This window comes from Mesorhizobium sp. M0659, assembly GCF_040320605.1.
In the GTDB taxonomy this organism is placed as follows: Bacteria; Pseudomonadota; Alphaproteobacteria; order Rhizobiales; family Rhizobiaceae; genus Mesorhizobium.
In genome coordinates this window covers 42,799-69,229 of sequence record NZ_JAMYPY010000015.1, presented here as the reverse complement: position 1 = coordinate 69,229, position 26,431 = coordinate 42,799, and the positions used below count along the sequence as shown (strand labels likewise).

The 26,431-nt window shown below is 63.6% G+C and carries 30 protein-coding genes; 10 read left to right on the top strand and 20 right to left on the bottom strand.

The window, feature by feature from the left end; genetic code table 11:
- Nucleotides 1–3: 3 nt before the first annotated feature.
- Nucleotides 4–900: a cytochrome c oxidase subunit II gene (gene coxB, locus NKI31_RS22435; RefSeq protein WP_050485823.1), complete on the bottom strand. Its 897-nt coding sequence runs from the start codon at nt 898–900 to the stop codon at nt 4–6.
- Between the two features lie 362 nt (nt 901–1,262).
- Here coxB and NKI31_RS22430 point away from each other — a divergent pair, with 362 nt between their 5' ends.
- The 5 genes from NKI31_RS22430 (at nt 1,263) to NKI31_RS22410 (ending at nt 4,530) form a co-directional block, all read left to right on the top strand.
- The gene (locus NKI31_RS22430) at nt 1,263–1,847 is read left to right on the top strand and encodes an invasion associated locus B family protein (RefSeq protein WP_023668422.1); all 585 of its coding nucleotides are present in this window, start codon (nt 1,263–1,265) and stop codon (nt 1,845–1,847) included.
- Between the two features lie 69 nt (nt 1,848–1,916).
- Nucleotides 1,917–2,114 carry a hypothetical protein gene (locus NKI31_RS22425; protein ID WP_155923284.1) on the top strand — a complete coding sequence of 66 codons (198 nt, stop codon included), beginning with the start codon at nt 1,917–1,919 and terminating at the stop codon, nt 2,112–2,114.
- Nucleotides 2,115–2,386: 272 nt separating this feature from the next.
- Nucleotides 2,387–3,799, top strand: a complete 1,413-nt coding sequence (tldD, locus tag NKI31_RS22420) for a metalloprotease TldD (protein ID WP_023735580.1) — start codon at nt 2,387–2,389, stop codon at nt 3,797–3,799.
- A 79-nt stretch (nt 3,800–3,878) separates the two neighbouring features.
- Nucleotides 3,879–4,154, top strand: coding sequence for an AbrB/MazE/SpoVT family DNA-binding domain-containing protein (locus NKI31_RS22415; protein WP_081725433.1), 276 nt, complete (start codon nt 3,879–3,881; stop codon nt 4,152–4,154).
- On the top strand, nt 4,141–4,530 hold the full coding sequence (locus NKI31_RS22410; RefSeq protein ID WP_352652590.1) for a type II toxin-antitoxin system VapC family toxin: 390 nt from the start codon (nt 4,141–4,143) through the stop codon (nt 4,528–4,530). The genes NKI31_RS22415 and NKI31_RS22410 overlap by 14 nt, the downstream gene beginning before the upstream one ends.
- 66 nt (nt 4,531–4,596) lie before the next feature.
- On the opposite strand, the gene NKI31_RS22405 is transcribed toward NKI31_RS22410, so the two are convergent.
- Nucleotides 4,597–5,832, bottom strand: a complete 1,236-nt coding sequence (locus NKI31_RS22405) for a class I SAM-dependent RNA methyltransferase (protein WP_352626071.1) — start codon at nt 5,830–5,832, stop codon at nt 4,597–4,599.
- Nucleotides 5,829–6,623: a TlyA family RNA methyltransferase gene (locus NKI31_RS22400; RefSeq protein ID WP_352652558.1), complete on the bottom strand. Its 795-nt coding sequence runs from the start codon at nt 6,621–6,623 to the stop codon at nt 5,829–5,831. Before NKI31_RS22400 ends, NKI31_RS22405 begins: the two co-directional genes overlap by 4 nt.
- Before the next feature lie 146 nt (nt 6,624–6,769).
- Here NKI31_RS22400 and NKI31_RS22395 point away from each other — a divergent pair, with 146 nt between their 5' ends.
- Entirely contained in the window at nt 6,770–7,171 is a 402-nt protein-coding gene (locus NKI31_RS22395; RefSeq protein ID WP_023687142.1) for a GFA family protein, read from the top strand.
- Here the strand turns inward: NKI31_RS22395 and NKI31_RS22390 are convergent.
- The 8 genes from NKI31_RS22390 to NKI31_RS22355 all read right to left on the bottom strand — a co-directional run bounded on the left by NKI31_RS22390 (nt 7,168) and on the right by NKI31_RS22355 (nt 13,788).
- Complete coding sequence (locus NKI31_RS22390) at nt 7,168–7,452, bottom strand: hypothetical protein (protein WP_023735582.1); 285 nt, start codon at nt 7,450–7,452, stop codon at nt 7,168–7,170. The genes NKI31_RS22395 and NKI31_RS22390 overlap by 4 nt on opposite strands.
- A gap of 146 nt (nt 7,453–7,598) precedes the next feature.
- On the bottom strand, nt 7,599–9,512 hold the full coding sequence (dxs, locus tag NKI31_RS22385; protein ID WP_023732098.1) for a 1-deoxy-D-xylulose-5-phosphate synthase: 1,914 nt from the start codon (nt 9,510–9,512) through the stop codon (nt 7,599–7,601).
- Nucleotides 9,513–9,613: 101 nt separating this feature from the next.
- Nucleotides 9,614–10,534 (bottom strand): pirin family protein, encoded by a 921-nt coding sequence (locus tag NKI31_RS22380; RefSeq protein ID WP_352652556.1) that lies wholly within the window; start codon nt 10,532–10,534, stop codon nt 9,614–9,616.
- A 9-nt stretch (nt 10,535–10,543) separates the two neighbouring features.
- Complete coding sequence (locus NKI31_RS22375; RefSeq protein WP_023668432.1) at nt 10,544–10,810, bottom strand: DUF2277 domain-containing protein; 267 nt, start codon at nt 10,808–10,810, stop codon at nt 10,544–10,546.
- Between the two features lie 38 nt (nt 10,811–10,848).
- Complete coding sequence (locus NKI31_RS22370; protein WP_023668433.1) at nt 10,849–11,100, bottom strand: exodeoxyribonuclease VII small subunit; 252 nt, start codon at nt 11,098–11,100, stop codon at nt 10,849–10,851.
- A gap of 3 nt (nt 11,101–11,103) precedes the next feature.
- Nucleotides 11,104–12,030, bottom strand: coding sequence for a histone deacetylase family protein (locus NKI31_RS22365; protein WP_023687140.1), 927 nt, complete (start codon nt 12,028–12,030; stop codon nt 11,104–11,106).
- Nucleotides 12,031–12,101: 71 nt separating this feature from the next.
- A complete protein-coding gene (locus tag NKI31_RS22360) occupies nt 12,102–13,085 on the bottom strand; it encodes a hypothetical protein (protein ID WP_352652555.1) in 984 nt (327 codons plus the stop codon).
- 94 nt (nt 13,086–13,179) lie between these two features.
- Entirely contained in the window at nt 13,180–13,788 is a 609-nt protein-coding gene (locus NKI31_RS22355) for a TetR/AcrR family transcriptional regulator (protein WP_352652589.1), read from the bottom strand.
- Between the two features lie 118 nt (nt 13,789–13,906).
- Here NKI31_RS22355 and NKI31_RS22350 point away from each other — a divergent pair, with 118 nt between their 5' ends.
- Entirely contained in the window at nt 13,907–15,130 is a 1,224-nt protein-coding gene (locus NKI31_RS22350) for an MFS transporter (RefSeq protein WP_352652554.1), read from the top strand.
- A 329-nt stretch (nt 15,131–15,459) separates the two neighbouring features.
- Here NKI31_RS22350 and ribB read toward each other — a convergent pair whose 3' ends face one another.
- Entirely contained in the window at nt 15,460–16,560 is a 1,101-nt protein-coding gene (gene ribB, locus NKI31_RS22345; RefSeq protein WP_023668438.1) for a 3,4-dihydroxy-2-butanone-4-phosphate synthase, read from the bottom strand.
- A 73-nt stretch (nt 16,561–16,633) separates the two neighbouring features.
- Nucleotides 16,634–17,749 carry a chorismate synthase gene (gene aroC, locus NKI31_RS22340; protein WP_352652553.1) on the bottom strand — a complete coding sequence of 372 codons (1,116 nt, stop codon included), beginning with the start codon at nt 17,747–17,749 and terminating at the stop codon, nt 16,634–16,636.
- Nucleotides 17,750–17,932: 183 nt separating this feature from the next.
- Here aroC and NKI31_RS22335 point away from each other — a divergent pair, with 183 nt between their 5' ends.
- Nucleotides 17,933–18,187, top strand: coding sequence for a DUF1344 domain-containing protein (locus NKI31_RS22335; protein ID WP_023685405.1), 255 nt, complete (start codon nt 17,933–17,935; stop codon nt 18,185–18,187).
- Nucleotides 18,188–18,271: 84 nt separating this feature from the next.
- Here the strand turns inward: NKI31_RS22335 and NKI31_RS22330 are convergent, their stop codons facing one another.
- From NKI31_RS22330 to mddA, 3 genes are all read right to left on the bottom strand, one after another.
- Nucleotides 18,272–18,859, bottom strand: a complete 588-nt coding sequence (locus NKI31_RS22330) for a histidine phosphatase family protein (protein ID WP_023709880.1) — start codon at nt 18,857–18,859, stop codon at nt 18,272–18,274.
- Between the two features lie 46 nt (nt 18,860–18,905).
- Complete coding sequence (gene fabI, locus NKI31_RS22325; protein WP_352652552.1) at nt 18,906–19,727, bottom strand: enoyl-ACP reductase FabI; 822 nt, start codon at nt 19,725–19,727, stop codon at nt 18,906–18,908.
- Nucleotides 19,728–19,950: 223 nt separating this feature from the next.
- On the bottom strand, nt 19,951–20,685 hold the full coding sequence (gene mddA, locus NKI31_RS22320; RefSeq protein WP_023740700.1) for a methanethiol S-methyltransferase: 735 nt from the start codon (nt 20,683–20,685) through the stop codon (nt 19,951–19,953).
- Between the two features lie 187 nt (nt 20,686–20,872).
- Here mddA and NKI31_RS22315 point away from each other — a divergent pair, with 187 nt between their 5' ends.
- On the top strand, nt 20,873–21,508 hold the full coding sequence (locus tag NKI31_RS22315) for a TetR/AcrR family transcriptional regulator (protein ID WP_023740699.1): 636 nt from the start codon (nt 20,873–20,875) through the stop codon (nt 21,506–21,508).
- Nucleotides 21,509–21,527: 19 nt separating this feature from the next.
- Here NKI31_RS22315 and NKI31_RS22310 read toward each other — a convergent pair whose 3' ends face one another.
- Complete coding sequence (locus NKI31_RS22310) at nt 21,528–22,457, bottom strand: DnaJ C-terminal domain-containing protein (RefSeq protein ID WP_023692090.1); 930 nt, start codon at nt 22,455–22,457, stop codon at nt 21,528–21,530.
- A 124-nt stretch (nt 22,458–22,581) separates the two neighbouring features.
- Nucleotides 22,582–23,043 (bottom strand): RT0821/Lpp0805 family surface protein, encoded by a 462-nt coding sequence (locus NKI31_RS22305; RefSeq protein ID WP_023818973.1) that lies wholly within the window; start codon nt 23,041–23,043, stop codon nt 22,582–22,584.
- 28 nt (nt 23,044–23,071) lie between these two features.
- Between NKI31_RS22305 and pdxH the strand changes: the two genes are divergently transcribed.
- Nucleotides 23,072–23,701 carry a pyridoxamine 5'-phosphate oxidase gene (gene pdxH / locus NKI31_RS22300; protein ID WP_081725434.1) on the top strand — a complete coding sequence of 210 codons (630 nt, stop codon included), beginning with the start codon at nt 23,072–23,074 and terminating at the stop codon, nt 23,699–23,701.
- An 8-nt stretch (nt 23,702–23,709) separates the two neighbouring features.
- Here pdxH and NKI31_RS22295 read toward each other — a convergent pair whose 3' ends face one another.
- Together NKI31_RS22295 and NKI31_RS22290 are read right to left on the bottom strand one after the other, a co-directional pair.
- Nucleotides 23,710–24,462, bottom strand: a complete 753-nt coding sequence (locus NKI31_RS22295; RefSeq protein ID WP_352652551.1) for a crotonase/enoyl-CoA hydratase family protein — start codon at nt 24,460–24,462, stop codon at nt 23,710–23,712.
- 31 nt (nt 24,463–24,493) lie between these two features.
- Nucleotides 24,494–26,263: an acyl-CoA dehydrogenase family protein gene (locus NKI31_RS22290; protein ID WP_286456335.1), complete on the bottom strand. Its 1,770-nt coding sequence runs from the start codon at nt 26,261–26,263 to the stop codon at nt 24,494–24,496.
- Nucleotides 26,264–26,431: the final 168 nt, after the last annotated feature.

Below are 26,431 nucleotides of genomic sequence, written 5' to 3'. Positions count from 1 at the left end.
GCATCAATTGCCGGCGGCCGCTACCTTGTTAGTACCGTCGACCTCGGCCATCAGCGCCTTGTTGGCGCCGGGGAGGTCGGTCTTGGCTGCTGCCAGCCAGGTCTTGTACTGCGCATCGGATACGACGCGGACAGCGATCGGCATGAAGGCATGGTCCTTGCCGCAGAGCTGCGAGCACTGGCCGTAATAGATGCCTTCCTTTTCCGCCTTGAACCACGTCTCGTTGGTGCGGCCGGGAACCGCGTCCATCTTGATGCCGAAGGCCGGAACGGCAAAGGAATGGATCACGTCGGCTGCGGTAACCAGGACGCGCGTCATGGTGTTGACCGGCACGACCAGCTCGTTGTCGACCGCCAGCAGGCGCGGATAGACCTTGCGGTCTTCCTTGCCGATCGCGGCGCGGTCGGCGTCCTGCAGGATGGCCGAGTTGAAGGAGAGCGTGTTCTCGGTCTGGTACTCATAGTCCCAGTTCCACTGATTGCCCGTTACCTTGACGGTCAGCTTGGCCTCTTCCGGCGGCGTGTACTGCGCCGTCAGCAACTGGAACGAGGGAATGGCGATGAACAGCAGGACGACGACCGGCCCGACTGTCCAGATGATCTCGATCAGCGTGTTGTGGCTGGTCTTGGACGGAACCGGGTTTTTGCTGGCGCGGAACCTGAAGATGCACCAGGCGAGAAGCGCCAGAACCAAAGCAGTGATCGGGACGACGAACCACATCGTGTAGTTCCCGAACCACTCGATCTGCCGCATCATGTCTGTCGCCGGCGGCTGAAAAGTCATCTCCCACGGCTGCGGCTGGGCCGCATGGGCGGAGGCACCGGCGAAAAATGCGGCGGCGGCGCCTGCCGTTGCCATCAATTTGGCGCTTGCTGGGAATTTTCTCATCGCCCTCTTCATCTCCCGGTTCCTCGCGATCGCGACGCAAGAATATCGAACAATGCCGGGATGGGAATCCCGGACAGTCCCAAGGGTGGTTCAAACCATACTCTATTTCCCTCCGCAAGAAAGGAGCGGGCGAAACCGTGCGGCATTTTTGCGCGCAAGTGCTGCCGCGCTGTTTCGACGGCCTCGTGCCCGCGCGGGTCGTCGACAGACAGGCTATGCGGGCTTGTGTCCGGAATGCGCCTGACGGTCGCAATTCGGGCGAATTTGCTAGGGAAAAGCGCATTATTGCGCCTGCCGGGGCTGACCGGCGGTCGCCCTATCCTTTACTTGGCCTTGGCGCGGCTTAAAGTGCCGTGATTCGCAATGGAGCCGTCATGACCTCTTGGCTTTCGAGAAACGCCTGGCATTCGAAGAGCGCCTGGCATTCGAAAAGCGCTTGGCTTTCGAGAAGCGGGGCGAAGGTCGTTTTTCTCGCCGCCCTGATCGGTATCGGCTCGTCCGCAACCGGCGTCGCCAATGCAGCGCAGCCCAGCGGCACGGTCAAGTCAACGCATGGCGCGTGGTCGATCATCTGCGACACGCCGGCCGGCGCCACCTCGGAACAATGCGTGATGATGCAGAACGTCGTTGCCGAGGATCGCCCGGAAATGGGACTGTCCGTCGTCGTCCTGCGCACCGCCGACAACAAGGCCGAGATCCTGCGCGTGCTGGCGCCGCTCGGCGTTTTGCTGCCCAATGGCCTGGGCCTCAATGTCGACGGCAAGGATATCGGCCGCGCTTATTTCGTGCGCTGCTTCCAGGACGGCTGCTATGCCGAGGTCATTCTCGAAAAGCCGCTGCTCGATACGCTGAAGACCGGGACGTCGGCCACCTTCATCGTCTTCCAGACGCCGGAAGAAGGCATCGGCATCCCCGTCGACCTCAAGGGCTTCGCCGACGGTTTTGCCGCCCTGCCCTGAGCTTGATGCTTGCGAAACCGTCTTTCCTCACAATTCCCACGGGTTTGATCTTTGGCTGTGGGGGTCATCATGCGTGCTTGTTCTTTGCTTTTGTCGACCGGTCTGATCCTGACCGGCGCCGTTTCCGTCGCCTTTGCCGAGGATTCCGAAATCATCACGGCGCCCGATCCGGCCGTCATTTTCGAGCTTGCGAAAGGCTATGGCTCGGCCAAGATGGACAAGGACGACGGGGCGATCCGATGGTCTCGGGCCGGCTTCAGGGCATGAAATATGGCTGCGAAAACCATGAGAAGTGCAAGTCGATCCAGTTCTCCTCGGGCTATACCGACCCCTTCACGGCCGACCAGGCCAATGAATGGAACAAGAAATATCGCTGGGTGAAGGCCTTTTCGGGTGACGGGTCGAACTTCAAGATGGATGTCATGTTCAGGGGCGGGGCTACCCGCTCCTACCTGCTGCGGATCGTCATTGCGGATTGTGCAGGCGCGTCTTCGCGCCTACATCGTGGCAACACCATTCCTCCTGTGAGCGGACCTGCCATGAACAGCCTGACCGGCCAATTCGACATTTCAGACGATCGCATCAAGCGGATCGTCGCCGACACACTGAACGGCGCCGACGACGGCGAACTGTTCCTCGAATACAGCGAGAGCGAAGCGCTGATGTTCGACAATGGCAGGCTGAAGACCGCCAATTTCAACACCGACCAGGGTTTTGGCCTGCGCGCCGTGGCCGGCGAGGCCAGCGGCTACGCTCATTCCAGCGATCTTTCGGAGGCGTCGCTGCTGCGCGCCGCCGACGCCGTCTCGACAGTCAGGGGCGGCTATTCCGGCACGCTTGCCGCGGCACCCGCGCGCACCAACCGCCATCTCTATGGCGAGGAGAACCCGATCCCCTCGCCCTCCTTCGAGGTCAAGGCCAAGCTGTTGCAGGAAATCGACGCATGGCTGCGCGCCGAGGACCCGCGCGTGCGCCAGGTGACGGCCTCGCTCGCGGCGTCCTGGCAGCATGTCGAGATCGTGCGCGCCGACGGCCAGATCGTGCGCGACATCCGCCCGCTGGTCCGCATCAACGTTTCCGTCGTCGTCGGCGACGGCGACCGCCAGGAAAGCGGCTCCTATGGCATGGGCGGGCGCAAGGCGTTCGGCGAGTTCCTGGTCGAGGACGCCTGGAAGCATGCGGCCAGGGAGGCGCTCAGGCAGGCGCTGGTCAATCTCGAAGCCATTCCCGCGCCGGCCGGAACGTTCGACATCGTTTTGTCCAGCGGCTGGCCAGGCGTGATGCTGCACGAAGCCGTCGGCCATGGGCTGGAGGGCGACTTCAACCGCAAGAAGACCTCCGCCTTTGCCGGCCTGCTCGGCCAGCAGGTCGCCGCCAAGGGCGTTACCGTGGTCGATGACGGCACCATGCCGGAGCGGCGGGGTTCGCTGACCGTCGACGATGAAGGCACGCCTTCGGCCCGCAATGTGCTGATCGAGGACGGCAAGCTTGTCGGCTACATGCAGGACCGCCAGAACGCCCGGCTGATGGGCATGAAAGCCACGGGAAACGGCCGGCGCGAAGGCTATGCGCACCAGCCGATGCCGCGCATGACCAACACCTATATGACGGCGGGCGACATGGAGCCGGATGAGATCATCGCCTCGGTCAAGAACGGCATCTATGCCGTATCCTTCGGCGGCGGCCAGGTCGACATCACCTCAGGCAAGTTCGTGTTCGGCTGCACCGAGGCCTACATGATCGAAAACGGCAAGGTGACGCAGCCGATCAAGGGCGCCATGCTGATCGGCAACGGACCGGACGCCATGCACCGTGTGTCGATGATCGGCAACGACATGAAACTCGACACCGGCATCGGCATGTGCGGCAAGGCCGGACAAGGCGTGCCGGTCGGCGTCGGCCAGCCGCATCTCAGGATGAACCAGATGACGGTCGGCGGCACCAGGGTTTGAGCGAGGAGACGTCGGCGGGCTTGAATAGTTCCCCTCACAGGGATATCTTACCTTTGTCTTACACAAGGGTAATACCGCAATGGGTGCAATAGAAAAGCTTATAACGACCGTCTCGACCAAGGGACAAGTCATCCTGCCCAGCGCTATCCGCAAACGGAGGGACTGGGGCGCGGGCACGCGCCTGCAGGTCGAAGACACACCGGACGGTGTACTTTTGAGACCGGCGCCTGCCTTTGCCCCGACACGACCAGAAGATGTCTTTGGTGTCCTGCCGCACAGTGGCAGACCGAAGACCTTGGAGGAGATGGACGCGGCCGTCCTTGCTGAAGCACGGCGGCGCCATGCTCGCGATTGATACCAACGTTGTCATCAGGTATCTGACGAACGACGATCCCGAGCAGTCCCCGCGAGCCCGGCGGCTGATCGACGGTCAGCCCGTTTTCGTCGCCGTCACGGTGATCCTGGAGGCTGAGTGGGTGCTGCGCAGCGGCTATGGTTATGATCAGGCCTCGATCGTCAATGCACTGCGGGTGTTCGGCGGGCTTCCCACTGTCGAGATAGAGGATGCTGCGATGGTCTCTTCCGCGGTCGATCTAGCCGAGACGGGAATGGATTTCGCCGATGCGCTCCATCTGGGCAAGTCCTCGCACTGCTCAGCATTTGTGTCCTTCGACCGTAAGTTCATCAAGGCCGCACAAGCGGCCGGGTACGAAAGCGTTCGCGAAGGCTAGTTTGCCAGCCGGCTACGTCTTGCGGGGGGCGGCAAACTCAAGCACGGCCTTGTGAAAATCGGCGGATTAACGTCGCCGTTTCGGCTTCTCCAGCAGCGCCACGGCCTCGACATGCGGCGACCACAGGAACTGGTCGATGGGCGTGACGCTCTTCAAGATGTAGCCGCCGTCAATCAGGATGCGCAGGTCTCGTGCCAGCGTCACCGGATTGCAGGAGACGGCGGCGACGAACGGCACATCCGAGCGGGCGATCTGCTTCGACTGGTCCTCGGCGCCGGCGCGCGGCGGGTCGAAGACGACGCCATCGAAAGCATTCAGCTCCTTGAACGTCAGCGGCCGCCGGAACAGGTCGCGGCGTTCGCCGGTTACCCGCTTCAGGCCGGTGGCGAAGCGCGATCCGCGGTCGAGCGCCGAAAGGGCTGCCGCGTCGCCTTCGACCGCGTGGACTTCGGATTTGGCCGCCAGCCGAAGCGCAAAGCTGCCGCAGCCGGCGAAAAGATCCGCGACTTTCCTGGCCCGCTTCAGATGTCCGCCAACGAGATCGGCCATCGTCTGCTCGGCGGCTTGCGTTGCCTGCAGGAAGGCGCCAGGCGGTATGGCGACAGCGACGGTGCCGAACATGACCACCGGCTTTTTCGGCTCGATGACAATCTCGTCGTCGATCGAAAGCCGGGCAAAGCCATTGGCCATGATGAAGTTGGAGGCGACCCGGCGCTGGTTCTCGCCCAGCTTGCCCGACTCATAGACAGCGACGTCAAGCCCCGAGCCCGTCACAGTGACCGCCATCCGGAACGATTTGGTGGTGGCGCAAACCAGGTCGGCGACCGACCTCAAACGATCGAGCGCGGCAACGATCTCCGGCAGTGAGATCGGACATTCCTCGATGGGGATGATTTCCGGCGACAGATGGCGATGGAAGCCAAGCAGCATGCCTGTGTTGGCCCGCCTGGCGGCAAGCACGACGCGGCGGCGTGTGTGTGGCGCACACGGCACCAGGGCGCCGATGTCGCCGGCAATGCCTTTCAAGGCGTGCACGACCTTGTCGCGTTTCCATTGCTGGTAAGCGTCGGCTTGCAGATGCTGGACGGCGCAGCCGCCGCATTCGGTGAAATGCCGGCAGGCCGGATCGATACGCAGCGGCGACGTCTCCAATACCGCCATCAGCATGGCGCGATCCCTCTCGCGCGCGGCGGTGACGGTCTCGCCGGGCAGGGTGAAGGGAATGAACAGCTCGCCGGTTTCCGTCTCGGCGACGCCGTCGCCCTGCGAACCCAGTCTCTTGATGGTGAAGCCCGTGCTCATCGGTCCTTGGTCCCGGCATCCTTGGTCCCGGCATCCTTGATCCCGGCAAGCAGGAATTCGCGGTTGCCGTCCCTGCCTTCGATCGGCGACATGTGCAAGCCCAATGTACGCCAGCCAGGGACGCCTTCGAGCCATTCCTGCAGCAAGCCGGCCACACGGGCGGCGTCATAAGGGTCTTTCAAAAGACCGCCCTTGCCGATCGCCTCGCGGCCGGCCTCGAATTGCGGCTTGACCAGAAACACCGCACGAGCGCCGTCCCGTGCCAATGCCAACGCCGGTGGCATCGCCAGTTTCAACGAGATGAAGCTGACATCGGAGACGATGAAATCGGGGATACGGCCGCCGAGATCGGCAGCCGCGAGCTCGCGAGCGTTGAGGCCCTCGATCACGGTGACGCGCGGGTCGGACGAGACACCGGGATGCATCTGGCCGTGGCCGACATCGATGGCAGTGACATGGGCCGCGCCGCGTTCGAGCAGCACCTGGGTGAAGCCGCCTGTCGAGGCGCCGATATCGAGGGCTTCACTGCCCGCGGGATCGAGACTGAAATGGTCGAGCCCGGCGATCAGCTTCAGCGCCGCGCGTGAGACATAACCCTGCGCCGGGTCGTCGATGACGATGAGACAGTGCGGCAGAACCGTCTGGCCGGGCTTGCGGGCGACCACGCCGTCGACCATCACGGTGCCGCGCTCGACCGCGTCGCGGGCGCGCGAGCGGCTCGCAAACAGGCCGCGCTGGACGAGCAATTCGTCGAGCCGCTGGCGTGTGCTGGCTGGCAGAGGGGAGTTCATCGGCCTTCATGGCGAAAGCCGGCCGCGAAGGCAAGGACATTGGCATAGGAGGACGTCGAGACCCGGGCCGCAAGCCAGTCCGCCCGGTTGAATAGCGCAGCCAGTCCGGCAAGATGTAGAGGCTCAGGCAATGCGGAGGAAGACGAATGCTGACGGGAACCTGCCATTGCGGCGCCGCCCACTGGACCCTGGAAGGCGATCCCGGCCCGATCACGGCCTGCAATTGCACGCTTTGCCGCCGCTATGGCACACTCTGGGCCTATGACTTTGTCGACGAGCGTATCCGGCTTGCGGGGCCTGTGCAGTCCTACACCCGCGCTGGCAAGGAGACGCCGTCGCTGGAAATACTGTTTTGCCCGACATGTGCCTGTGTGCTTGCCTGGCGCGGTTTGCGCCGCAGCGACAGCGGCCGCACGCGGATCGCCGTCAATGTCAGGCTGGCACCGCCGGAGGCGGTCGCCGACCTGCCGATCGACCATTTCGACGGGCTGGACACTTATGACGACCTGCCGCGCGATGGGCGCTGCGTGCGCGATATGTGGTTTTAGAAGATCGTCCGTGAGACCTGCCGTTCAACGGCCGGCATCAGGCCGTCGCTTACGTCATCTGAAGCCTGCTTGCGCGGGCGCTCGACAGCAACGACTGGTGCGTCCGGCACGACGACAAGCTGCGGAACCTGCTTGTAGGAAAAAGCGCCCCTGATATCGCCCATCTTGCCGGCGACGATGCCTGCCACCGCCTGTTCGAGCTTGCGGTCATAGCGCGTCTCGGCCATGGCCGGCGCGGCGATGACGGCCAAAAGGGCCGCGCCGCACAGAAGCGTTCGCATTGTTTTTAACTCCCTGCCTGGCTCTCGTTCTAGCAGGGGGGCGTTGAAAAACGGCCAAAAGACACGGTAAGCAAAACGCCAAAAGGAAGCGTTAACACAGCGTTAGGGTTGCTGCCGACAACCGCTTCAGAGGCGTGAGGTTTGATTCAGGCCCGTTGCGCGCGCGCGGAATGGCCGAGCGCGACGAACACGGTGCGCACGATGCCGGCCGCGTCGAGCCCGGCATCGGCATACATTTTTTCCGGCTTGGCGTGGTCGGTGAACTCGTCCGGCAGCACCAGCGGCCGAACTTTCAGACCGCTTTCCAGCAAGCCTTCATGGGCGAGGAACTGCAGCACGTGGCTGGCGAAACCGCCGACAGCGCCCTCTTCCACCGTCACCAGCACTTCGTGCGAGCGGGCGAGACGGCGGATCAAATCCTCGTCCAGCGGCTTGGCGAAACGGGCGTCCGCAACCGTCGTCGAAAGCCCTGCCGCGCCGAGTTCCTCGGCCGCCAGCAGGCAATCCTGCAGCCGGGTGCCAAAGGACAGAAGCGCCACCTTGGTGCCTTCCCTGACGATGCGGCCCTTGCCGATTTCGAGGACCGAGCCGCGCTCCGGCATGTCGACGCCGACGCCATTGCCGCGCGGATAGCGGAAGGCGATCGGGCCTTCGTCATAATAGGCGGCGGTGCGCACCATGTGGCGAAGCTCCGCCTCGTCGGCAGCCGCCATCACCACGAAGCCCGGCAGCGTCGCCAGGAAGGTGGTGTCGAAGGCGCCGCAATGAGTGGCGCCGTCGGCGCCGACGAACCCGGCGCGGTCGATCGGGAAACGCACCGGCAGTTTCTGGATCGCCACATCATGGACGACCTGATCGTAGGCGCGCTGCAGGAAGGTCGAATAGATGGCGGCGAAGGGTTTGTAGCCCTCGCTGGCGAGGCCGGCGGCGAAGGTCACGGCGTGTTGCTCGGCAATGCCGACATCGAAGGTCCGGGTCGGAAACGCTTCGCCGAACAAATCGAGGCCGGTGCCGTTCGGCATGGCGGCGGTGACGGCGACGATGCGGTCGTCCAGGCGGGCCTCCTGGACCAGGCTCTCGGCGAACACCTTGGTGTAGGCCGGCGCATTGGCCGGGGCCTTGGTCTGCGCGCCGGTGATGACGTCGAACTTGTTGACGCCGTGATATTTGTCGGCCGCAGCCTCGGCCGGCGCGTAGCCCTTGCCCTTCTGGGTCACGACATGGATCAGCACCGGACCGTCGGCATGGTCGCGGACGTTCTTCAAGACCGGGATCAGATGCTCGAGATTGTGGCCGTCGATGGGGCCGATATGGTAGAAGCCAAGCTCCTCGAACAGCGTGCCGCCGGTGACGTAGCCGCGCGCATGCTCGACCGCCCGCTTGATGGCGCGGTCGGCGCGCTTGCCGAGATAGGAGGTCAGCTTCTTGCCGAAATCGCGCAGGCCAAGATAGGTCTTGCCCGACGCGAGCCGCGCCAGATAGGCGCTCATGGCGCCGGTCGGCGGCGCGATAGACATGTCGTTGTCGTTGAGGATGACGATCAGCCGGGCATCGAGCGCGCCGGCATTGTTCATGGCTTCATAGGCCATGCCGGCAGACATGGCGCCGTCGCCGATGACGGCAATGACATTGTTGTGGCCGCCGGAGAGGTCGCGCGCCATGGCCATGCCGAGGCCGGCGGAAATGGAGGTCGAAGAGTGCGCGGCGCCGAACGGGTCGTATTCGCTCTCGGCGCGACGGGTGAAGCCAGACAGGCCGCCTTCTTGCCTGAGCGTGCGGATGCGGTCGCGGCGGCCGGTCAGGATCTTGTGCGGATAGGCCTGGTGGCCGACATCCCAGATCACGCGGTCTTCCGGCGTGTTGAAGACATAGTGAAGCGCCACCGTCAGTTCGACGACACCGAGGCCGGCGCCGAGATGCCCGCCCGTATGCGAGACGGCATCGATCAGCTCGGCGCGCAGCTCCGAGGCCAGCTGCGGCAGCTCGCTTTCGTCAAGCTTCTTCAGGTCGGCTGGAATGCGGACCTTGTCGAGAAGCGGCGTATGCAGCGTTGCGTTCACTGTTAAAGGGCCTGCTCAGCTATAATGCGCGTCGATCATGGCGAAATATGCCTGCGTCGCCGGAATGTAAATGCGTGTCAGTGACGCGGGTGATGCTGACGTTAATTGTCCGGTAACGGAATGAACTCTTCCTCATCTCCAGGAACGATATCGAAGCGGCCCGTCTTCCATTCCTGCTTGGCCTCTTCGATGCGTTCCTTCGACGACGAGACGAAGTTCCACCAGATGTGGCGCGGAGAGCCGAGCGAAGCGCCCCCGAAGAGCATGAAATGGGCGCCGCGCTCGGACGACACGACGATCTCGTCACCAGGCCGGAACACCAGCAGCCGTTCGGCCGGAAAACGGTCGCCCGAAACCGAGACATCGCCGTCCAGCGTGTAGATGGCGCGTTCCTCGGCGTCGGCGGGAATTTTGACGCTGGCGCCGGGCGCCAGCCTCAGATCGGCGTAGAGCGTCTCGGTGTCGGCTCTTACCGGCGAGCGCAGTCCCTGGAAATCGCCGATCACCACGCGGCCGGAAACACCTTCGGCGTCGATCTCGGGCAGAAGGAGCGCGGCCGTGTTCTCGAACACCGGCGCCACTTCCTCCTTGCCGTCGGGCAAAGCCAGCCATGTCTGCAGGCCGGAGACCGACATTGGCGCGCCGCGCAGTTCTTCGGGCGTGCGCTCGGAATGGACGATACCGCGGCCGGCGGTCATCAAATTCACGTCGCCCGGCTGGATGACCATCTCGGTGCCGAGCGAATCGCGGTGCCTGATATTGCCGTCGAACAGATAGGTGACGGTGGAAAGCCCGATATGCGGGTGCGGGCGCACATCCATCGCCTGGCCGGCACGCAAGATCGCCGGCCCCATGCGGTCGAAGAAGATGAAGGGACCGACCAACCGCCGCTTTGCCGTCGGCAGAGCGCGGCGAACCTGGAAGCCGCCAATATCCTTGGCATTCGGAATGACCATCAACTCGATCTGGTCGCTGGCGAACGCGTCGCCAGGCTCAGGGTCCTTGCCGGGAAAGAAACTCATTGGATTTCCTTATGCGAAGCGCAGCGCCGATTTGGCTTTCGCCTTGGCCGCCACCTCTTCGCGATTGCGCGGATGGTGTGTGGTTTCGAGCGAATGCAGCAATTCATGCGCCGATTCGGCGATCGCCTCGACGGCGCGGTCGAAGGCTGCCTGGTTGCGCTGCGAGGGGCGCGTCGTTCCGCTCAGTTTGCGCACGAATTGAAGGGCGGCGTCGCGGATCTCGTCATGGGTCGCCGGCGGCTCGAAATTGAACAGGGTCTTGATGTTTCTGCACATGCTTGAACTCCTATCTGCTTTATGCCCGCCCCATTCCACTACTCCGCGTCGAGCGGCTCCGTTCCCACCGGTTTGCCATCACGCGACAGCCTTATCTTCTCGACCTTGTCTTCGGCGGCCTTCAGCAGCCGGTCGCAATGGGCCTTCAGCGCCTCGCCGCGCTCATAGATCTTGATCGACTGGTCGAGCGGCACGTCGCCACGTTCCAGATCATCGACGATCTTTTCCAGCGCGTCGAGTGCCTGCTCGAAGCTCATCGCCTTCACGTCTTCATTTGCTTCGCCAGCCATACTTTACCCCTTCATCAGCCGCCCGACATGGGCGGCGACCGAAAATGCCAGTCCCTGCAGATCGTAGCCGCCCTCGAGCAGGCTGACGAGCCGGTTGCCGCTGTGGCGCCCGGCGCGTTCCAGCAACTGGCCTGTCGCCCAGTCGAAATCGTCCTCGCTGAGGTTGATCTCGGCCAGCGGGTCGCGATGGTGAGCGTCGAAGCCTGCGGAAATTATGATCAGATCGGGCGCGAAATTATCGAGCGCCGGCAGGACGCGCGACAGCAAGGCATCGCGAAACATGTCCGAGCCGGTCTGCGGCGCCAGAGGGGCGTTGACGATGTTGCCGGCGCCGGTTTCGGTCTTGGCGCCAGTGCCGGGATAGAGCGGCATCTGGTGCGTCGAACAATAGAGCACCGACGGATCATCCCAGAAAATGTCCTGCGTGCCATTGCCGTGATGCACGTCCCAGTCGACGATGGCGACACGCTCGGCGCCGTGTTTCTTCTGCGCGTAGCGGGCCGCGATCGCCGCGGTGTTGAACAGGCAAAAGCCCATGGCCGTGGTCTTTTCGGCATGATGGCCGGGCGGACGCGCGGCGACGAAGGCATTGGCAACGCTGCCCTCGAAAACATCGTCGACGGCAGCGTTGGCCGCACCGATGGCAGTGACCACCGCCTGCCAGCTTTTCGGGCTGGCGCTGGTGTCGGCGTCGATCGAGGCAATGCCGCTTTCAGGGATCGCGGCGCGGACGCGGGCGACGAAATCCTCGGGGTGGGCGTAGAGGATTGTGGCCTCGTCGCCTTGCGGCGCCGTTACCCGATCGAGTGCGGTGAAGGCCTCGTCGTCGAGCACGCGCTCGATAGCGCGCAAGCGGTCCGGCCGCTCCGGATGACCGGGGGGCGTCAGATGTTCGAGGAAGATCGGATGGGTGTAGAGCCTGGTGACCATGACCCGATATAGGCGCGCCCGGCCGCTTTGACCATGGTTTGACGCCTCACCGCCCCGACGTTCAACAGGGATTACACCCCGGGCGCGGGCTGCGTCCAGCGCGAGCCGCCGAAGGAAGCCACCGCCTTGTCCCTGAGTTCCCTGAACTTGGACGACGCCTCGGCCAGCCGCTGGTCCCATTCGGCGTTCGGCACCTGGCCTTCGATGGTCTTGAAATAGACCTGCATCAGGCAGGCGATGGCGAAGGGTTCGATGAAGGCCGCCTTGAAGGCCCAGGCAAGGAGGATGGCGAGCACGAAGGCCCAGCCGCCGAGCTGCCCCGGTATGAACCACATGATGGCGGCGGCCGGCGCCAGCATCAAAAGGAAGATGACGAAGGACACGGCCCACATGATGACAGCCAGCCAGACCGCGTTCTTGACCATGGTCTTGCCGTTCTGGGCATAGAGCACGACGCCTTGCCGGGCGGTTTCGAAGGGCGACGACGAGTTGATGCGGATGTTGTAGCCGAGGATGATCTCGTCAACATAGGTCAGCGACAGGCGGATCACCGTATTGATGAAAGCGACCGGACCGCCGAGGCCCGGAATGGGCAGGAAGGCGGCGATGCCGCCGATCAGGCCGGTGATGGCGCGGATGGCGCCCTTGACCAGCTGGTCGACCACGAAAAGGATGTTGGCCTCGGCGAAACGCTCCTTCACCACGTCCTTGGCGTAGGCGATCTGGTCCTGCCCATTGGGAACGTCCCGGCCATCGATCAGATGGACCATGACGGCGATATGGCCGGCCTTGACGACATAGAGGATGTATTCGCGGATCCAGTAGAGCGCTATCGAAACGATGCCGATGCCGACGATGCCGCCCCACAGTGCAAAGGAAAGCGGCCCGTCGGGATCGGTGGAGATATGGCCGACGCCATAGCCGACCGAGGCGCCGCTGCCGGTCGCCACGATATAGGCGAGCGTGATGCCGAAATAGACGATCATGCGAAAGACGACGAATGGCCATGTCCTGATCATGATGGACACCGACCTGCCGATTTCGAAATCCCACATGCGCCCGAATCTCCCCTCAGAGATGGACGGCGAGGATGAACCCGGGCCGGGAATTGTCAATCTCGGCAAATGCCGGGTCTCGGCCGACCAGATTTCAGGCCGGCTGCGAACCCTGTTTTTTGAGAAGGCCTTCAAGCAGTTGCTGGAAGGCTGCCACCACGGTCTTCGACGTCGCTTCGGGGTCGTTCGAATTGGCGATGCGCTGCGCCGCCTGGCTGCTGGCGCCGTTGATCAGCCGGGCGGCGGTTTCGGGGTCGACGCCGGGGACGACCACCCCCTCCTGCTGCAGAGCCGTCAGATGATCGGTTATTGAGCCGACGCAGGCATTGGCGTTCGGCCATTGCGCCGGATCGCCGAGCACAGCCGGACCGTCGCGAAACATGATGCGCTGGATTTCCGGCTCCAACGCCATCTCGATATAGGTCGTGCATTCGTCGACGAAACGCTGCCAGCGGCTTGGCGCCCGCGACGCAATCTCATGGATGCGGACGGCCATCTCGCCATCGATTTCGGCGATGACGGCCTGCAGCAGGCCCTTCTTGTCGCCGAAATGATGATAGAGCGCACCGCGCGTCAGCCCGGCCGAGGCGGTGAAGTCGTCCATCGACGCGTCGGCATAGCCGATCGTGCCGAAGGCGTGGCGGGCCGCCGTGATCAGCTTGGCGCGCGTTTCGGCAATCATCTCCTTGCGGGGTCTGTGCATGGTTCTGGCCTTATTCATATACGCTTCGTATGCCAATTGACATACGCGGCGTATGGATTACATACATTCATACGCATCGTATGTAATTGTCGAATTGGCCTTTGTCGAGGAGCCAGCCATGCAAAACCCATACTCGGAAATCTTTCGTGCCCCTGGAGCCAAGGGGTTTGCCGCCGCGGGCTTCCTCGCGCGGCTGCCGATCGCCATGGCGCCGATCGGCATCGTGGCCATGCTCTCGCAGACACGTGGCGAATACTGGCTGGCGGGAGCTGTCTCGGCGACTTTCGCGCTGAGCAACGCTTTCGTGGCGCCGCAGATATCACGGCTGGTCGATCGCCTTGGCCAGACGCGGATCGTGGTTCCGACCACCATCCTCACCGTGCTCGCCTTCGCGGTGCTGATTGCCGCAGCCAATCAGGACTGGCCGGTGTGGACGCTGTTTGTGTCGGCACTGGCGGCCGCCGCCATGCCCAGCATGCCGGCGATGGTGCGCGCGCGCTGGACCGAGATTTTTCGCGGCCGGCCGCAGATGAACACCGCATTCGCCTTCGAATCGGCGGCGGACGAACTCGTCTACATTGCAGGCGCATCGCTGTCGGTGGGCTTGAGTGCCGCTCTGTTCCCGGAAGCCGGTGTCCTGGTCAGCACGCTATTCCTCGCCCTTGGCTCGGCAGCCTTCATCCTGCAGCGTTCGACCGAACCACAAGTGCGGCCGGTGAATCATGTCTCGAGCGGCTCGGCAATCCGGCTCAGGCCGGTGCAGATCATCACCTTCGCCCTGATCTTCGTCGGCGCCACCTTCGCGACGACGGAAGTGAGCACGGTGGCGATCACCAAGGAACTCGGCCAGCCGGGCGCCGCCAGCCTCGTCATCGGCGTCTATGCGCTGGGATCGTTCGTGCTCGGCCTTATCGTCGGCGCGCTCAACCTGAAAGCGCCGCTGCAGCGCCAGTTGGCCCTCGCGGTCGCCCTCGTTGCGCTCGGCACGCTGCTGCCGCTCACCGCCGACACGGTGCCGCTGCTGGCGCTGACCGTTTTCATCAGCGGCGTGGCGATCTCGCCAACCTTCATCACCGCCTTCGGCCTGATCGAACGCCACGTGCCGGAAGCGATGCTGACCGAAGGCATCACCTGGGTGATGACAGGCATCGGCATCGGCATGGCGCTCGGTTCGTTTGCCGCCGGTGCGGTGGTGGATGAATTCGGCGCCCGCAACGGGTTCTGGGTCTCGGTGGCGGCCGGCGTCATCGCATTGGTGACGGTGTTGCTGGGCCAGCGCAGCCTGGCCACCCACACATGCGAGCTGGACGGATGCGACGCGGCCGCCGTTCCCGCGGAGTGAGGATATGGCCTGACGTTGGCTTTGGAGACGATCGCAAACGTTCGGAATTAGGTGAGGCCTCTGGTGTCGTCATCCACGCGCGAGCGGGAGCGAAGCGGCCGCGCAGACCCGAGGACCCATTCCGTTACCTTGACCGAAGGGTGCAGCGGAGCAGACTTCTGCACCGTTGCAACGCGTCGAAGTCGCGGCATGGATCCTATGGTCTGCGCCGCGTCGCTTCGCTCCTTGCTTCGCCATAGGATGACGAACGCGTGGAGGCTTCAGCAAATCGCAGAAGCAGGCGACCTGCCCGCGCAATTTTTTCGGCAGCGTCGCTCTTGCGCGACGAACTAGATAATCTCAGTTTTCGCGATGTGAATCCCAAAGCCTTCAAGCCCGACATAGTGGCGCTCGCGCGAGGCGATCAGGTTGATCGAGGAAATGCCGAGATCCTTCAGGATCTGGGCGCCGAGGCCGATTTCTCGCCACTCGTTCTCACGGCGGCGGGCCTCTTCGTGGTCCTCACGGTCGGCACTCATCGGCCGGTTGCGCTCCTGATGGGCGACGCCGACCGAACCCTCCCGGAGATAGACGATGACGCCGCGCTTGCGTTCGCCCATCGCCTTCATAATGGCGTCGAGCCGGTGGCTGGTGCCGAACACGTCGGTCACCACATCCTCCGAATGCAGCCGCACCGGCACGTCCTCGCCGTCACGGATGTCGCCGAAAACGACCGCGACATGGTGCATGGAGTCCCAGGGCAGCGTGTAGGTGAAGACCTGTGCCTTGCCGCCGAGTGTGTCGATTTCGGAGCAGGCGACGCGTTCGACCAGCGTTTCCTTGCGCTGCCGGTAGGCGATGAGGTCGGCGACCGAGACCTGCTTGAGGCCGTGTTCCTCGGCAAAGCTCGCCACCTGCGGGCCGCGCTTGACGGTGCCGTCGTCATTGACCAGTTCCGAGATCACGCCAACCGGCGGCAGGCCGGCAAGCTTGCAGAGATCGACCGCGGCTTCGGTATGGCCCGAGCGCATCAGCACGCCGCCTTCCCTAGCGATCAGCGGGAAGATGTGGCCGGGCCGGACGAAATCCGAACCGCCGACATTGCCGTTGGCCAGGTTGCGCACGGTCAGCGTGCGGTCCTCGGCCGAAATGCCGGTGGTGGTGCCATGCTTGAAATCGACGCTGACGGTAAAGGCCGTGGTGTGGGCGGAATCATTGTCGGCGACCATCGGCTGCAGATTGAGCCGCTTGGCCTCCTCGCGCGGCATCGGCGTGCAGACGATGCCGGAGGTGTGACGGATGATGAAGGCCATTTTCTCCGGGCTGCAATGCACGGCGGCAACGATCAGGTCGCCCTCGTTCTCACGCCCGTCATCGTCCATGACGACGACGATCTCGCCGCGTTCGAAGGCGCGGATGGCTTCGACGATTTTCTTCTGATCGTATGGCATTGGCTCGCTTCGCTCGCAGGGAATAGGGTTGGGCAGTAGGAGTTAGGGAAGGAAGGACGGGCTGGCCTATTGCCTAATCCCTACTGCCTAATCCCCGGCCTGTCTGTCCCCGGTGCCGCAGATAATGGTCCGCGATGGCGCAGGCAACCATGGCTTCGCCGATCGGCACGGCACGGATGCCGACGCAGGGATCGTGGCGGCCCTTGGTCATGACGTCGACGTCGTTGCCGTCCTTGTCGATGGATTTGCGCGGCGTCAGGATCGACGAGGTCGGCTTGACGGCGAACCGGGCGACGATCGCCTGGCCGGTCGAGATGCCGCCCAGAATGCCGCCGGCATTGTTGGACAGGAAGACCGGCTTGCCGTCATTGCCGATGCGCATCTCGTCGGCATTCTGTTCGCCGGTGATGCGCGCGGCCTCGAAGCCGTTGCCGATCTCGACGCCCTTGACGGCGTTGATCGACATCAGGCCGGACGCGATGTCCTGGTCGAGCTTGGCATAGATCGGCGCGCCAAGGCCGGCTGGCACGCCGTCGGCGATGATTTCAATAACCGCGCCCACCGAGGAGCCGGATTTGCGGATGCCGTCGAGATAGCTGGTGAAGACCGGAACCGAGGCCGGATCGGGGGTGAAGAACGGGTTTTCGGCGTCACCGATGAAATTCCAGTTCCAGTTGGCGCGGTCGATCGATTTTTCGCCCATCGAGACCAGCGCGCCGCGCACCACCATTCCGGGCACCACCTTGCGCGCCAAGGCGCCGGCCGCCACGCGAGCGGCCGTCTCGCGCGCCGAGGAACGACCGCCGCCGCGATGGTCGCGCACGCCGTATTTGACTTCATAGGTGTAGTCGGCGTGGCCGGGACGGTACTGGCGGGCAATCTCGCCATAGTCCTTGGAGCGCTGGTCAACATTCTCGATCAGCATCGAGACGGGCGTGCCGGTGGTGATCATCGTCTCGCCGTCCTCGTCGAGGATGAAGCCGGATAGCACGTTCACCTCGTCCGGTTCGCGTCGCTGGGTCACAAAACGCGACTGGCCGGGACGGCGCTTGTCGAGTTCGGCCTGGATTTCGGCCCGTGTGAAGCGGATGCCGGGCGGGCAGCCGTCGACGACACAGCCGAGCGACGGGCCATGGCTTTCGCCCCAGGTGGTGACGCGGAAGAGATGGCCGAACGTGTTGTGAGACATGAATTTTAGCCCTGCCCGGCAGCGGACCGGATCAAAGGTGCGTTCTATTGGCGTTTTCCACAGCGGTCAAACTGTGATCCGGCGGTTTTAGTTTTGACACATTCGGTTGGTTTCTGCTCTCTTCCATCCGCCCGTTGAAAGCTCGCCGCCATCCGTGCAGGCGCAATGACAAAGAGGACGACGATGCGTACCCTGATTGGCGCTGCTGCCGCCATGTTGCTGATTTCCACCGCCGCCTATGCCGGCCAGACCGAAGGCCTGATCAAGAAGGTCGACAAGGACGCGCTGACGCTGACGCTGGAGGACGGTAAGTCCTTCAAGCTCAACGCCGAGACCGATCTCGATTCGCTGAAACCGGGCATGGATATCGTCATTGCCTATGACGTGACGAATGGCGAGAACGTCGTCACCGACATGGAACTGCCCGACACCGAGTAACACCGACATCGCACAGGCCCTTGCCGCTCGGCGGAGCCCTGCCCGGATAAACAGGACGGTCGTCCTGTTTTTATCTGCTCGAACCTAAAGCCAATCCAGACGCCCGTCCTGCAGCCTGAGCACCCGGTCCTGCCGCACTTCCAGGTTTGCCGCTTCGTGTTCGGAAACACCCTTGACCATCCGAAACAGGGTCCGCACGACGCCACCATGCGTGACGCAGACCGTCTGGCGGTCGAGCGCGTCGAACCACGGCTTCACCCGTTCGAGCAGCATCTGGTAGCTTTCGGCGCCCTCGCCCGGCGGCTGGAAATTCCATTTGTTGCGCCGTCGCGCCTTCGCCGAGCCCGGCATTCGCGTATCGAGTTCGGCATAGGTAAAGCCCTGCCAGTCGCCAAAGTGCACCTCGACCAGACGCGGGTCGGTGCGGTAGGCATCGGGATCGAGTTGCATCGCCAAGCGTAGCCGCTGCATCGTCTCGCGCGTCCGCTTCATCGGGCTGGCGACAAAGTCGAAATCCTCAGGGTTCTGGATCAGTTCGGCCAGCCGCCGTCCATTGCGGGTCGCCTGCTCGCGGCCGAGCGCGTTGAGATCGGTGTCGGCCTGGCCCTGCAGCCGCGACTCGGCATTCCACTGCGTCTGGCCATGGCGCACGATGTAGACGAGCGGAACCATCGGGTCTTCCGGAAATCAGGACAGGCAGGCGGAAACCGCGGCAGAACTATTCCTTGACGGTCGAAATATCCGGCGCGTCGACCGCCTTCATGCCGACGACGTGATAGCCGGAATCGACATGGTGCACCTCGCCGGTGACGCCACGCGACAGGTCCGACAGGAAATACACGGCGGAATCGCCGACTTCTTCCTGGGTGACGGTCTGCTTCAGCGGCGAATTGTATTCGTTCCACTTGAGGATGTAGCGGAAGTCGCCGATGCCCGAAGCAGCCAAGGTCTTGATCGGCCCGGCCGAGATGGCGTTGACGCGGATCTTCTTGCCGCCGAGGTCGACGGCGAGATAGCGCACGCTGGCTTCCAGCGCGGCCTTGGCGACACCCATGACGTTGTAATGCGGCATGACCTTTTCAGCGCCATAATAGGTCAGCGTCAGCAGCGAGCCGCCATCGGTCATCAGCGCTTCGGCGCGCTTGGCGATGGTGGTGAAGGAATAGACCGAAATGTCCATGGTGCGCAGGAAATTGTCGCGCGTCGTCTCGACATAGCGTCCGGTCAACTCGTCCTTGTCGGAAAAGGCGATGGCATGGACGAGGAAGTCGAGCTTGCCGTCCCAATGCCTGGCGACATTGGCAAACACCTCGTCGAGGCTCGCCGGATCAGTGACATCGCAGTGGCCGGCGACAAAGGCGCCCAGTTCCGCAGCCAGCGGCTCGACGCGCTTCTTGAACGCCTCGCCCTGATAGGTCAGCGCGATCTCGGCGCCATGGTCGACGCAGGCCTTGGCGATGCCGTAGGCAATCGATCTGTTGTTGGCGACGCCCAGTATAAGGCCGCGCTTGCCGGCCATAAGGCCCTGTCCACCCGCCATGTCAGCGCTCTCCGAAAGGTTTTCTGCTTTGGAGTGCCTATCGCACAGGCAGAAAGGCGCATCAAGCACAGACGGGGCGCGCGTTCAATTCAGACACTCGGCGTGACAACGAATGGGGGATAATAACGTTGTTGTGAGATTTGAACGCCTCACTGCGGCCAGCGCGCCTTGACGGCCCGGGCCGGCCGACCAGCCGAATCGGCTGGCCGGCACCGCATCGGCCCTATCCCGCCATTTTGCGCCAGGGAATGAGCATTCCCACCTGCTTGCGGTAGAGGCGGTACTGATCGCCAAACATCGCGACGAGATCGCGTTCCTCGAGGAAGATGCCGAGCAGGATGTAGCCGGTGCTGCCCGCCGCGAACAGAAGATGGCCCCATGTCATCGACGGCGTCGCCCAGAAGGCGAGGAGAAAGCCGACATAGAGCGGGTGCCGGACCCATTTGTAGAACAGCGGCGTCCTGAACACGGGCGGCGCCGGTTCGCTCTTGCGCAAAGCGGCGAGAACCTGGCGCAGGCCGAACAGTTCGAAATGGTTGATCAGAAAGGTGCTGGTCAACAATACCGCCCAGCCGAGCCAGAACACGCCATGGATGACGGCGACCCAGACCGGGTTCTCGACCGTCCAGACGAGACCGGGGATCGGCCGCCATTGCCAGTAGAGCAGCAGCAGGATGAGGCTGGCCAAAAGCACATAGGTGCTGCGTTCGGCCGCGTGCGGGACAATCCGTGTCCACCAGCGCTTGAAAACCGGCCGCGCCATGATGCTGTGCTGGGCGGCGAAAAGGCCGAGCAGCAGCGCATTGACGACGACGGCTTCGACCGGACTTCCAGCGACTCCGGAATCGATGGATTTCGGCACGACCAGGTTGCCGACGAAACCGACCGCATAGAGAAACGAACCGAGAAAAATCAGGTATGCGGCAACGCCGTAGATAAGGGTGATCACGCCCGCCATGACTGCCCCTCCATGCAAGCATCAGGATTCGGTCGGTCGACCGAATTCAGTGTCAAAAACCATAAATTCTCTGACGAGTCAACTTGATCGGTCGCTCGACCGAGATAGAGTGGAGGGACGTCCAGCCCCGGACAGGAGAAGCTATGATCCGCCCAGATTGCACCGCTACCAGCGGCAGCCACGCCGCATGACGGACGCTGCCCAAGCCGTTACCCCACCGCAGAACAAGCAAAAGCGCGACACGCGCGCCGAACTGATTTCAGCCGCCGAGTTGTGCCTCCATCGAGGCGGCTACGCCGATCTGTCGACGCGCCGCGTTGCCGAGATCGCCGGCGTTCCGCTCAGCCAGATCCATTACCATTTCGGCTCCAAGGAACGGCTGTTCCTGGCCCTGCTCGACCATCTGAACGAGGGCCTGCTGAAACGCCAGGCGGAGACTTTTGCGGCACCGATGCCGCTGTGGCAACGCTGGGAGCGCGCTTGCGATTTCCTCGACGATGATCTGGCGTCCGGCTATGTCCGGATCCTGCACGAGATGATCGCGGCAAGCCTGTCGAGCCCCGAGATCGCCAAGGCGGTGCGCCGCGACCTGCGCGGCTGGTTCGAACTGCTGGACGGACTGGCGCAAGAGGCGGAGCGTCGGTTCGGCGGCCTCGGGCCATTCTCCGCCGCCGAAGTAACCAGCCTGGTCAGCGCCGCATTCCTCGGCAGCGAGACGATGATCCTGCTTGAGATCGAGAGCCCGCATGTCCCGGTGCGGCAGGCGTTGCGCCGCTTCGGCGAAACCATCCGGCGGATGGAGGAAGCAGCGCCCGGCAGTTAGCCAGCGAAGTCGAGCCGCGTCAGCCTTTGCGGCTGCGCATCAGCGCTTCGAGTTCGCTGTCGCCGCCTTCCGGCAGCATGATGCGGACATGGGCGTAGAGATCGCCATGGCCGCCGGCCTTTTCCGGCAAGCCCCTGCCCTTCAGGCGCAGCACCTTATCGGAACTCGACCAGGCCGGAATGTTGACCGCCAGCCTGCCGGTCGGCGTGTCGACCGGCACCTTGGCGCCCAGCACCGCGTCGGCCAACGCTACCTCCAGATCGGCATGCAAGTCACGGCCCTCGATGCGGTAGCGCGGGTGCCTGCGGATACGGATCTTGACCAGCGCATCGCCCGGCTGTCCCGGCCCCTGCTCGCCCTGGCCCTTCAGCCGGATGGTCTGGCCATCCTCGACATAGACCGGCAGCTTGACCGCGATCTTGCGGCCGTCGGGGAACATCGCCGTCACCTTTTCGGCGGTCGCTATCTCCTCGATGGTGACGTCGAGCGTGACGTTCAGATCGGCGGCGGTCGCCTGCTGGCGGCGGTCGCCTGTTCCGGCGCCGCGCGCGCCGGAAAAGGCGTCGCCGAAGATCTGGCTGAAAATGTCGCTGTTGCCGTCGAACGGATCGCCGCCCGGACGCCCCGATCGGAATTCGAAGCGCGAGCCGCCGGCGCCCTGCTGGCGGCGGAAGCCACCGAACGGATCGCCGCCGCCGGCTGCGCCCTCGAAGCCCTGGAATTTCGGCTTGCCGTCGGCGTCGATCTCGCCGCGGTCGAAGGCCGCACGGTTCTTCTCGTCGCCGACGACCTCATAGGCCTGATTGGCGGCGGCAAAACGGTCCTTGGCCTTGGGATCATTCGGATTCTGGTCCGGATGATACTTCTTGGCGAGCTTGCGGTAAGCCGATTTTATGTCCTTGGCCGATGCGTTCTTGGCAACGCCCAGCACCTCATAGGGGTCGCGCATGCGTCCTGCCCTGGAAAATGAGTTAAATCCACGTTGGCCCTTATATGCGCTCCCATAGGAAGAAATTCCAGTGGCGCGCAGGCTTATCGAGGGTTGAAATTGCGATGCCCGCAAACCTCGAAAATCAGAGCGGTTTGAAGTCCTGCATGTGCCAGCCGCCGGCCGCGGCGATGCACAATTGCCCCTTGAACAAAGCGACGCCGTCGAAGCTTTCGCGCGAGGCGGTAAAGCTGCGGCAGGCCTGGCCGTTGTCCTGCACTTCGGCGAGTTCGGTGATGGAGCCACGCGAGCCGGTGTAGGCATTCGCCCACGGCACGGCCTGGCCGCGAAGCTCCTCGATGTCGGCCGAAGACACCGCATTGCCGATCGTGGTCTGGTCGGAAGCGCTGTCGGCGTCCGTCGATGTCACCCTGGCCGGCGCGCTTGAGGTGACGATGGAACGATCAACCTCGGCCTTTTCCAGGCTGAAGCCGCCGGCGCCGCAGGCGGCAAGCGGCAGTGCGATAATCACGATCACGGCTTTCGAACTGGCCGAAGCGATAACGCTCCATTGCCCGCTGTCAAAAGCTTGCGCGATACGCGACAATCGGCAACCTCCTGAAGCTCGAGACAATTTGAGAAAAACTATGAGTGACACTGAGTTAACAAGTAGTGACTTTACCGAAGCCGCCGAGCCGTTCCGGCTCTTTGCTGAGTGGCTGGAGGACGCCAAGAAAAGCGAAATCAACGACGCCAACGGCGTAGCACTTGCAACCGTCGATGCCGACGGCATGCCGGATGTGCGGATGGTGCTGCTCAAGGGCTTCGATGAAAGCGGCTTTGTCTTCTACACGAATTTCGAGAGCGCCAAGGGCCGCGAGATTCTTGGCAGCATGAAGGCGGCGATGTGCTTCCACTGGAAATCGCTGCGCCGCCAGGTGCGCATACGCGGTCCGGTGGAGATCGTCAGCGACGCTGAAGCCGACGCCTATTACGCGACGCGGCCGCGCGGCAGCCGGATCGGCGCATGGGCTTCGAAACAGTCGCGGCCGCTGGAAAGCCGCTTTGCCCTGGAGAAGGCGGTGGCCGAATACACGGCGCGCTACCCTATCGGCGAAATCCCGCGGCCAAAGCACTGGTCGGGCTTCCGCATCGTGCCGCAGGCGATCGAGTTCTGGCACGACCGGCCGTTCCGGCTGCACGATCGGCTGGTCTTTTCGCGCAACGCCGAAGGCGGCTGGGACAAGACACGGCTTTATCCCTGAGGAGAGGTTCAGGCCTTCTTGCGTGTCATGAAGGCCGTCAACGCGGCGCGCGCTTCGTCGGACTTCAGCCGCTCGGAGAAATGCTCGCTCTCCACCTTGATGCGGGCGACAAGCTCGTGGCGCGGGGCGCGCATCAGGTCACGAGCGATCTTCAGCGCCTGCGGCGGCTTGGCGGCGATCGCGCCGGCCGCTGCGAGTACCGCGGCTTCTAGCCCGTCCTCCTCGACCACCGCATAGATCAGGCCGGCGGCCTTGGCGCGTTCGGCGGAAAAACCTTCGCCGAGCCCAAGCAGCGCGAAGGCGCCCTGCCTGCCGAGGATGAGCGGCGCCAGCAGGCTGGAGCCCGCCTCCGGCACCAGGCCGAGGTCGACGAAGGGTGTGCGGAACACAGTGCGCGGCGTGGCGAAAGTCAGGTCGCAATGCAAATTGAGCGTGGTGCCGATGCCGACGGCAATGCCGTCGACGCCGGAGACCATCGGCTTCTCCGTTTTGGCCAGCGCCATCAGGAAGTCCCAGACCTCGTTGCCGCCTTCACCGCCGGTGGCGATGACCAGGAAATCGGCGAGATCGTTGCCGGAAGAGAAGGCGCCTGAAACACCGAGGAAGACATGGACGCGGACCGCCGGATCGGCATCGCCATCGGCCAGCGCCTTGGACATTGTCGCGTACATGGCGCGCGTCAGTGCGTTCTTCTTGTCGGGACGGTTCATGCGGATGATCTGGATGGCGCCCTGGCGCTCGACGAGAATATGGTCTGTCACGGTCATTCTTCCCTGGTGAGCGCTCTGGTATTCAGGCCGTTATCAGCGCCTTGCCGGCGGTAGCGAGGCTCTCGGCGCCATCGATGACGCGTTCCTTCAAGGCGCTGACTTCGCCGAGCAGGTTTTCGGCGAAAAAGCGGCAAAGGGCGATGCGGCTCTGCTGGGCAAGTCCGCCACGCGCCAGATAAGCGCCGCCGGCAGCAAGCGAGATCAGCCTGAGATAGGGGGTCGCACCGGCTTGCGCTTCGTCCAGACGGCCGTCGGCCAGCAGCTTCTGCAGGAAGCGCGTCGCCTCGGTGAGATCGTCGAACGCCTGGTCAAGCGCTTCGGCGGTGCGGCCGAAGCCCTGCAGGTTCGAGGTCCGCACCTCGTCGGCGATGGCCTTCAGTTCGGCGATATAGCCATGCACATGCTCGCCGCCGCCAAGCGGCAATTTGCGGGCTACAAGGTCGATCGCCTGGATGCCGTTGGTGCCTTCATAGATCGGCGCAATGCGGGCGTCGCGATAGAGCGCGGCCGCGCCCGTCTCCTCGATGAAGCCCATGCCGCCGTGGACCTGGACGCCGAGCGATGCGACATCGACGCCGATATCGGTGGAAAAGGCCTTGGCCAGCGGCGTCAGCAGATTGGCGCGATCGCGCCAATGCGCGGCCTCCTCGCCTGTCGACACACGCGCGAAGTCGATGGCATAGGCGCAGGAATACGAGATGGCGCGGGCGATCTGGGTCAAAGCCTTCATGGTCAAGAGATTGCGCTGCACGTCGGGGTGATGGACGATCGGCGCCATCCCGGCGCCTGAAAAGTCCGATGCCTTGCCCTGGCGGCGCTCATTGGCATAGGCGATCGCCTTCTGCGTCGCGGCTTCGGCCACTGCCACGCCCTGCATGCCGACGCAAAGCCTCGCGTTGTTCATCATGGTGAACATGCAGGCGAGCCCCTTGTTCTCCTCGCCTATCAGCCAACCGATGGCGCCGGGCGCAGCACCCTGGAACCCGTCGCCATAGATCATGGTGCAAGTCGGCGAGGCATGGATGCCGAGCTTGTGCTCGAGGCCGGAACAGAAGACGTCGTTGCGGGCGCCGAGCGAGCCGTCATCATTGACCAGGAATTTCGGCACCAAAAACAGCGAGATGCCGCGCGTGCCGGCCGGTGCGTCGGGCAGCCGCGCCAACACCAGATGGATGATGTTGTCGGTGAAATCATGCTCGCCATAGGTGATGAAGATTTTCTGGCCGAAGATGCGGTAGGTGCCGTCGCCGGCAGGCTCGGCGCGACTGCGCAAGGCGGCGAGATCGGAACCGGCCTGCGACTCGGTCAGGTTCATCGTCCCCATCCACTCGCCGGAGACGAGCTTTGCCAGATACTTTGCCTTCAGCGCTTCGGAAGCATGCTTGTCGAGCGCCTCGACCGCGCCCATGGTCAGCGTCGGGCCGATGCCAAAGGCCATGGCGGCGGAGTTCCACATTTCGAGCGCGGCAACGCCGACCATGGTCGGCAGGCCCTGGCCACCGAATTCTTCCGGTCCCGACAGCGCGTTCCAGCCGCCGTCGATCCAGCTGCGGTAAAGCGCCTTCCAGCCGGGCGGCGTGGTCACGGTCGCATCCTTCAGCACCGCGCCATGCTGGTCGCCGATCTTGTAGAGCGGCGCCACTTCCTCGCTGGCGAAGCGGCCGGCCTCGGACAGGATGGCGTCGACAAGGTCTTCGCCGAGGTCCCCGAACGTGCCGCGGTCGAGCGCCGGCTTGAGCCCGGCGACATGCTTGAGCGTGAACGAAATGTCGCCGACCGGGGCCTTGTACATGCCGCTTTCTCCTCCGCTGCTCCGGCCGCTCGATCCTAGGACCCGGGCCGATGCAAAACCATCCGCCTCTGGGCGGCCTCCGACCTTCTTTTTACGTAAACGTCAAACTTTGTCACGCGGATTTTCATCGAACTTCGTCGTCCACAGGTGGAGCGGGAGCGTAGCGGA

Coding starts and splice junctions, on each gene's coding strand:
- aroC (WP_352652553.1), bottom strand. CDS start 17,749: ATGTCTCACAACACGTTCGGCCATCTCTTCCGCGTCACCACCTGGGGC.
- NKI31_RS22375 (WP_023668432.1), bottom strand. CDS start 10,810: ATGTGCAGAAACATCAAGACCCTGTTCAATTTCGAGCCGCCGGCGACC.
- NKI31_RS22310 (WP_023692090.1), bottom strand. CDS start 22,457: ATGCGCGACCCCTATGAGGTGCTGGGCGTTGCCAAGAACGCATCGGCC.
- NKI31_RS22380 (WP_352652556.1), bottom strand. CDS start 10,534: ATGAGTTTCTTTCCCGGCAAGGACCCTGAGCCTGGCGACGCGTTCGCC.
- NKI31_RS22415 (WP_081725433.1), top strand. CDS start 3,879: ATGGGTGCAATAGAAAAGCTTATAACGACCGTCTCGACCAAGGGACAA.
- tldD (WP_023735580.1), top strand. CDS start 2,387: ATGAACAGCCTGACCGGCCAATTCGACATTTCAGACGATCGCATCAAG.
- NKI31_RS22290 (WP_286456335.1), bottom strand. CDS start 26,263: ATGTACAAGGCCCCGGTCGGCGACATTTCGTTCACGCTCAAGCATGTC.
- NKI31_RS22390 (WP_023735582.1), bottom strand. CDS start 7,452: ATGCGAACGCTTCTGTGCGGCGCGGCCCTTTTGGCCGTCATCGCCGCG.
- NKI31_RS22405 (WP_352626071.1), bottom strand. CDS start 5,832: ATGAGCACGGGCTTCACCATCAAGAGACTGGGTTCGCAGGGCGACGGC.
- coxB (WP_050485823.1), bottom strand. CDS start 900: ATGAAGAGGGCGATGAGAAAATTCCCAGCAAGCGCCAAATTGATGGCA.
- NKI31_RS22335 (WP_023685405.1), top strand. CDS start 17,933: ATGCGTACCCTGATTGGCGCTGCTGCCGCCATGTTGCTGATTTCCACC.
- NKI31_RS22330 (WP_023709880.1), bottom strand. CDS start 18,859: ATGGTTCCGCTCGTCTACATCGTGCGCCATGGCCAGACGCAGTGGAAT.
- NKI31_RS22350 (WP_352652554.1), top strand. CDS start 13,907: ATGCAAAACCCATACTCGGAAATCTTTCGTGCCCCTGGAGCCAAGGGG.
- NKI31_RS22410 (WP_352652590.1), top strand. CDS start 4,141: ATGCTCGCGATTGATACCAACGTTGTCATCAGGTATCTGACGAACGAC.
- NKI31_RS22315 (WP_023740699.1), top strand. CDS start 20,873: ATGACGGACGCTGCCCAAGCCGTTACCCCACCGCAGAACAAGCAAAAG.
- NKI31_RS22430 (WP_023668422.1), top strand. CDS start 1,263: ATGACCTCTTGGCTTTCGAGAAACGCCTGGCATTCGAAGAGCGCCTGG.
- NKI31_RS22425 (WP_155923284.1), top strand. CDS start 1,917: ATGCGTGCTTGTTCTTTGCTTTTGTCGACCGGTCTGATCCTGACCGGC.
- fabI (WP_352652552.1), bottom strand. CDS start 19,727: ATGGCGGGTGGACAGGGCCTTATGGCCGGCAAGCGCGGCCTTATACTG.
- NKI31_RS22360 (WP_352652555.1), bottom strand. CDS start 13,085: ATGTGGGATTTCGAAATCGGCAGGTCGGTGTCCATCATGATCAGGACA.
- NKI31_RS22395 (WP_023687142.1), top strand. CDS start 6,770: ATGCTGACGGGAACCTGCCATTGCGGCGCCGCCCACTGGACCCTGGAA.
- NKI31_RS22365 (WP_023687140.1), bottom strand. CDS start 12,030: ATGGTCACCAGGCTCTACACCCATCCGATCTTCCTCGAACATCTGACG.
- NKI31_RS22400 (WP_352652558.1), bottom strand. CDS start 6,623: ATGAACTCCCCTCTGCCAGCCAGCACACGCCAGCGGCTCGACGAATTG.
- NKI31_RS22370 (WP_023668433.1), bottom strand. CDS start 11,100: ATGGCTGGCGAAGCAAATGAAGACGTGAAGGCGATGAGCTTCGAGCAG.
- NKI31_RS22355 (WP_352652589.1), bottom strand. CDS start 13,788: ATGCACAGACCCCGCAAGGAGATGATTGCCGAAACGCGCGCCAAGCTG.
- ribB (WP_023668438.1), bottom strand. CDS start 16,560: ATGCCATACGATCAGAAGAAAATCGTCGAAGCCATCCGCGCCTTCGAA.
- mddA (WP_023740700.1), bottom strand. CDS start 20,685: ATGGCGGGCGTGATCACCCTTATCTACGGCGTTGCCGCATACCTGATT.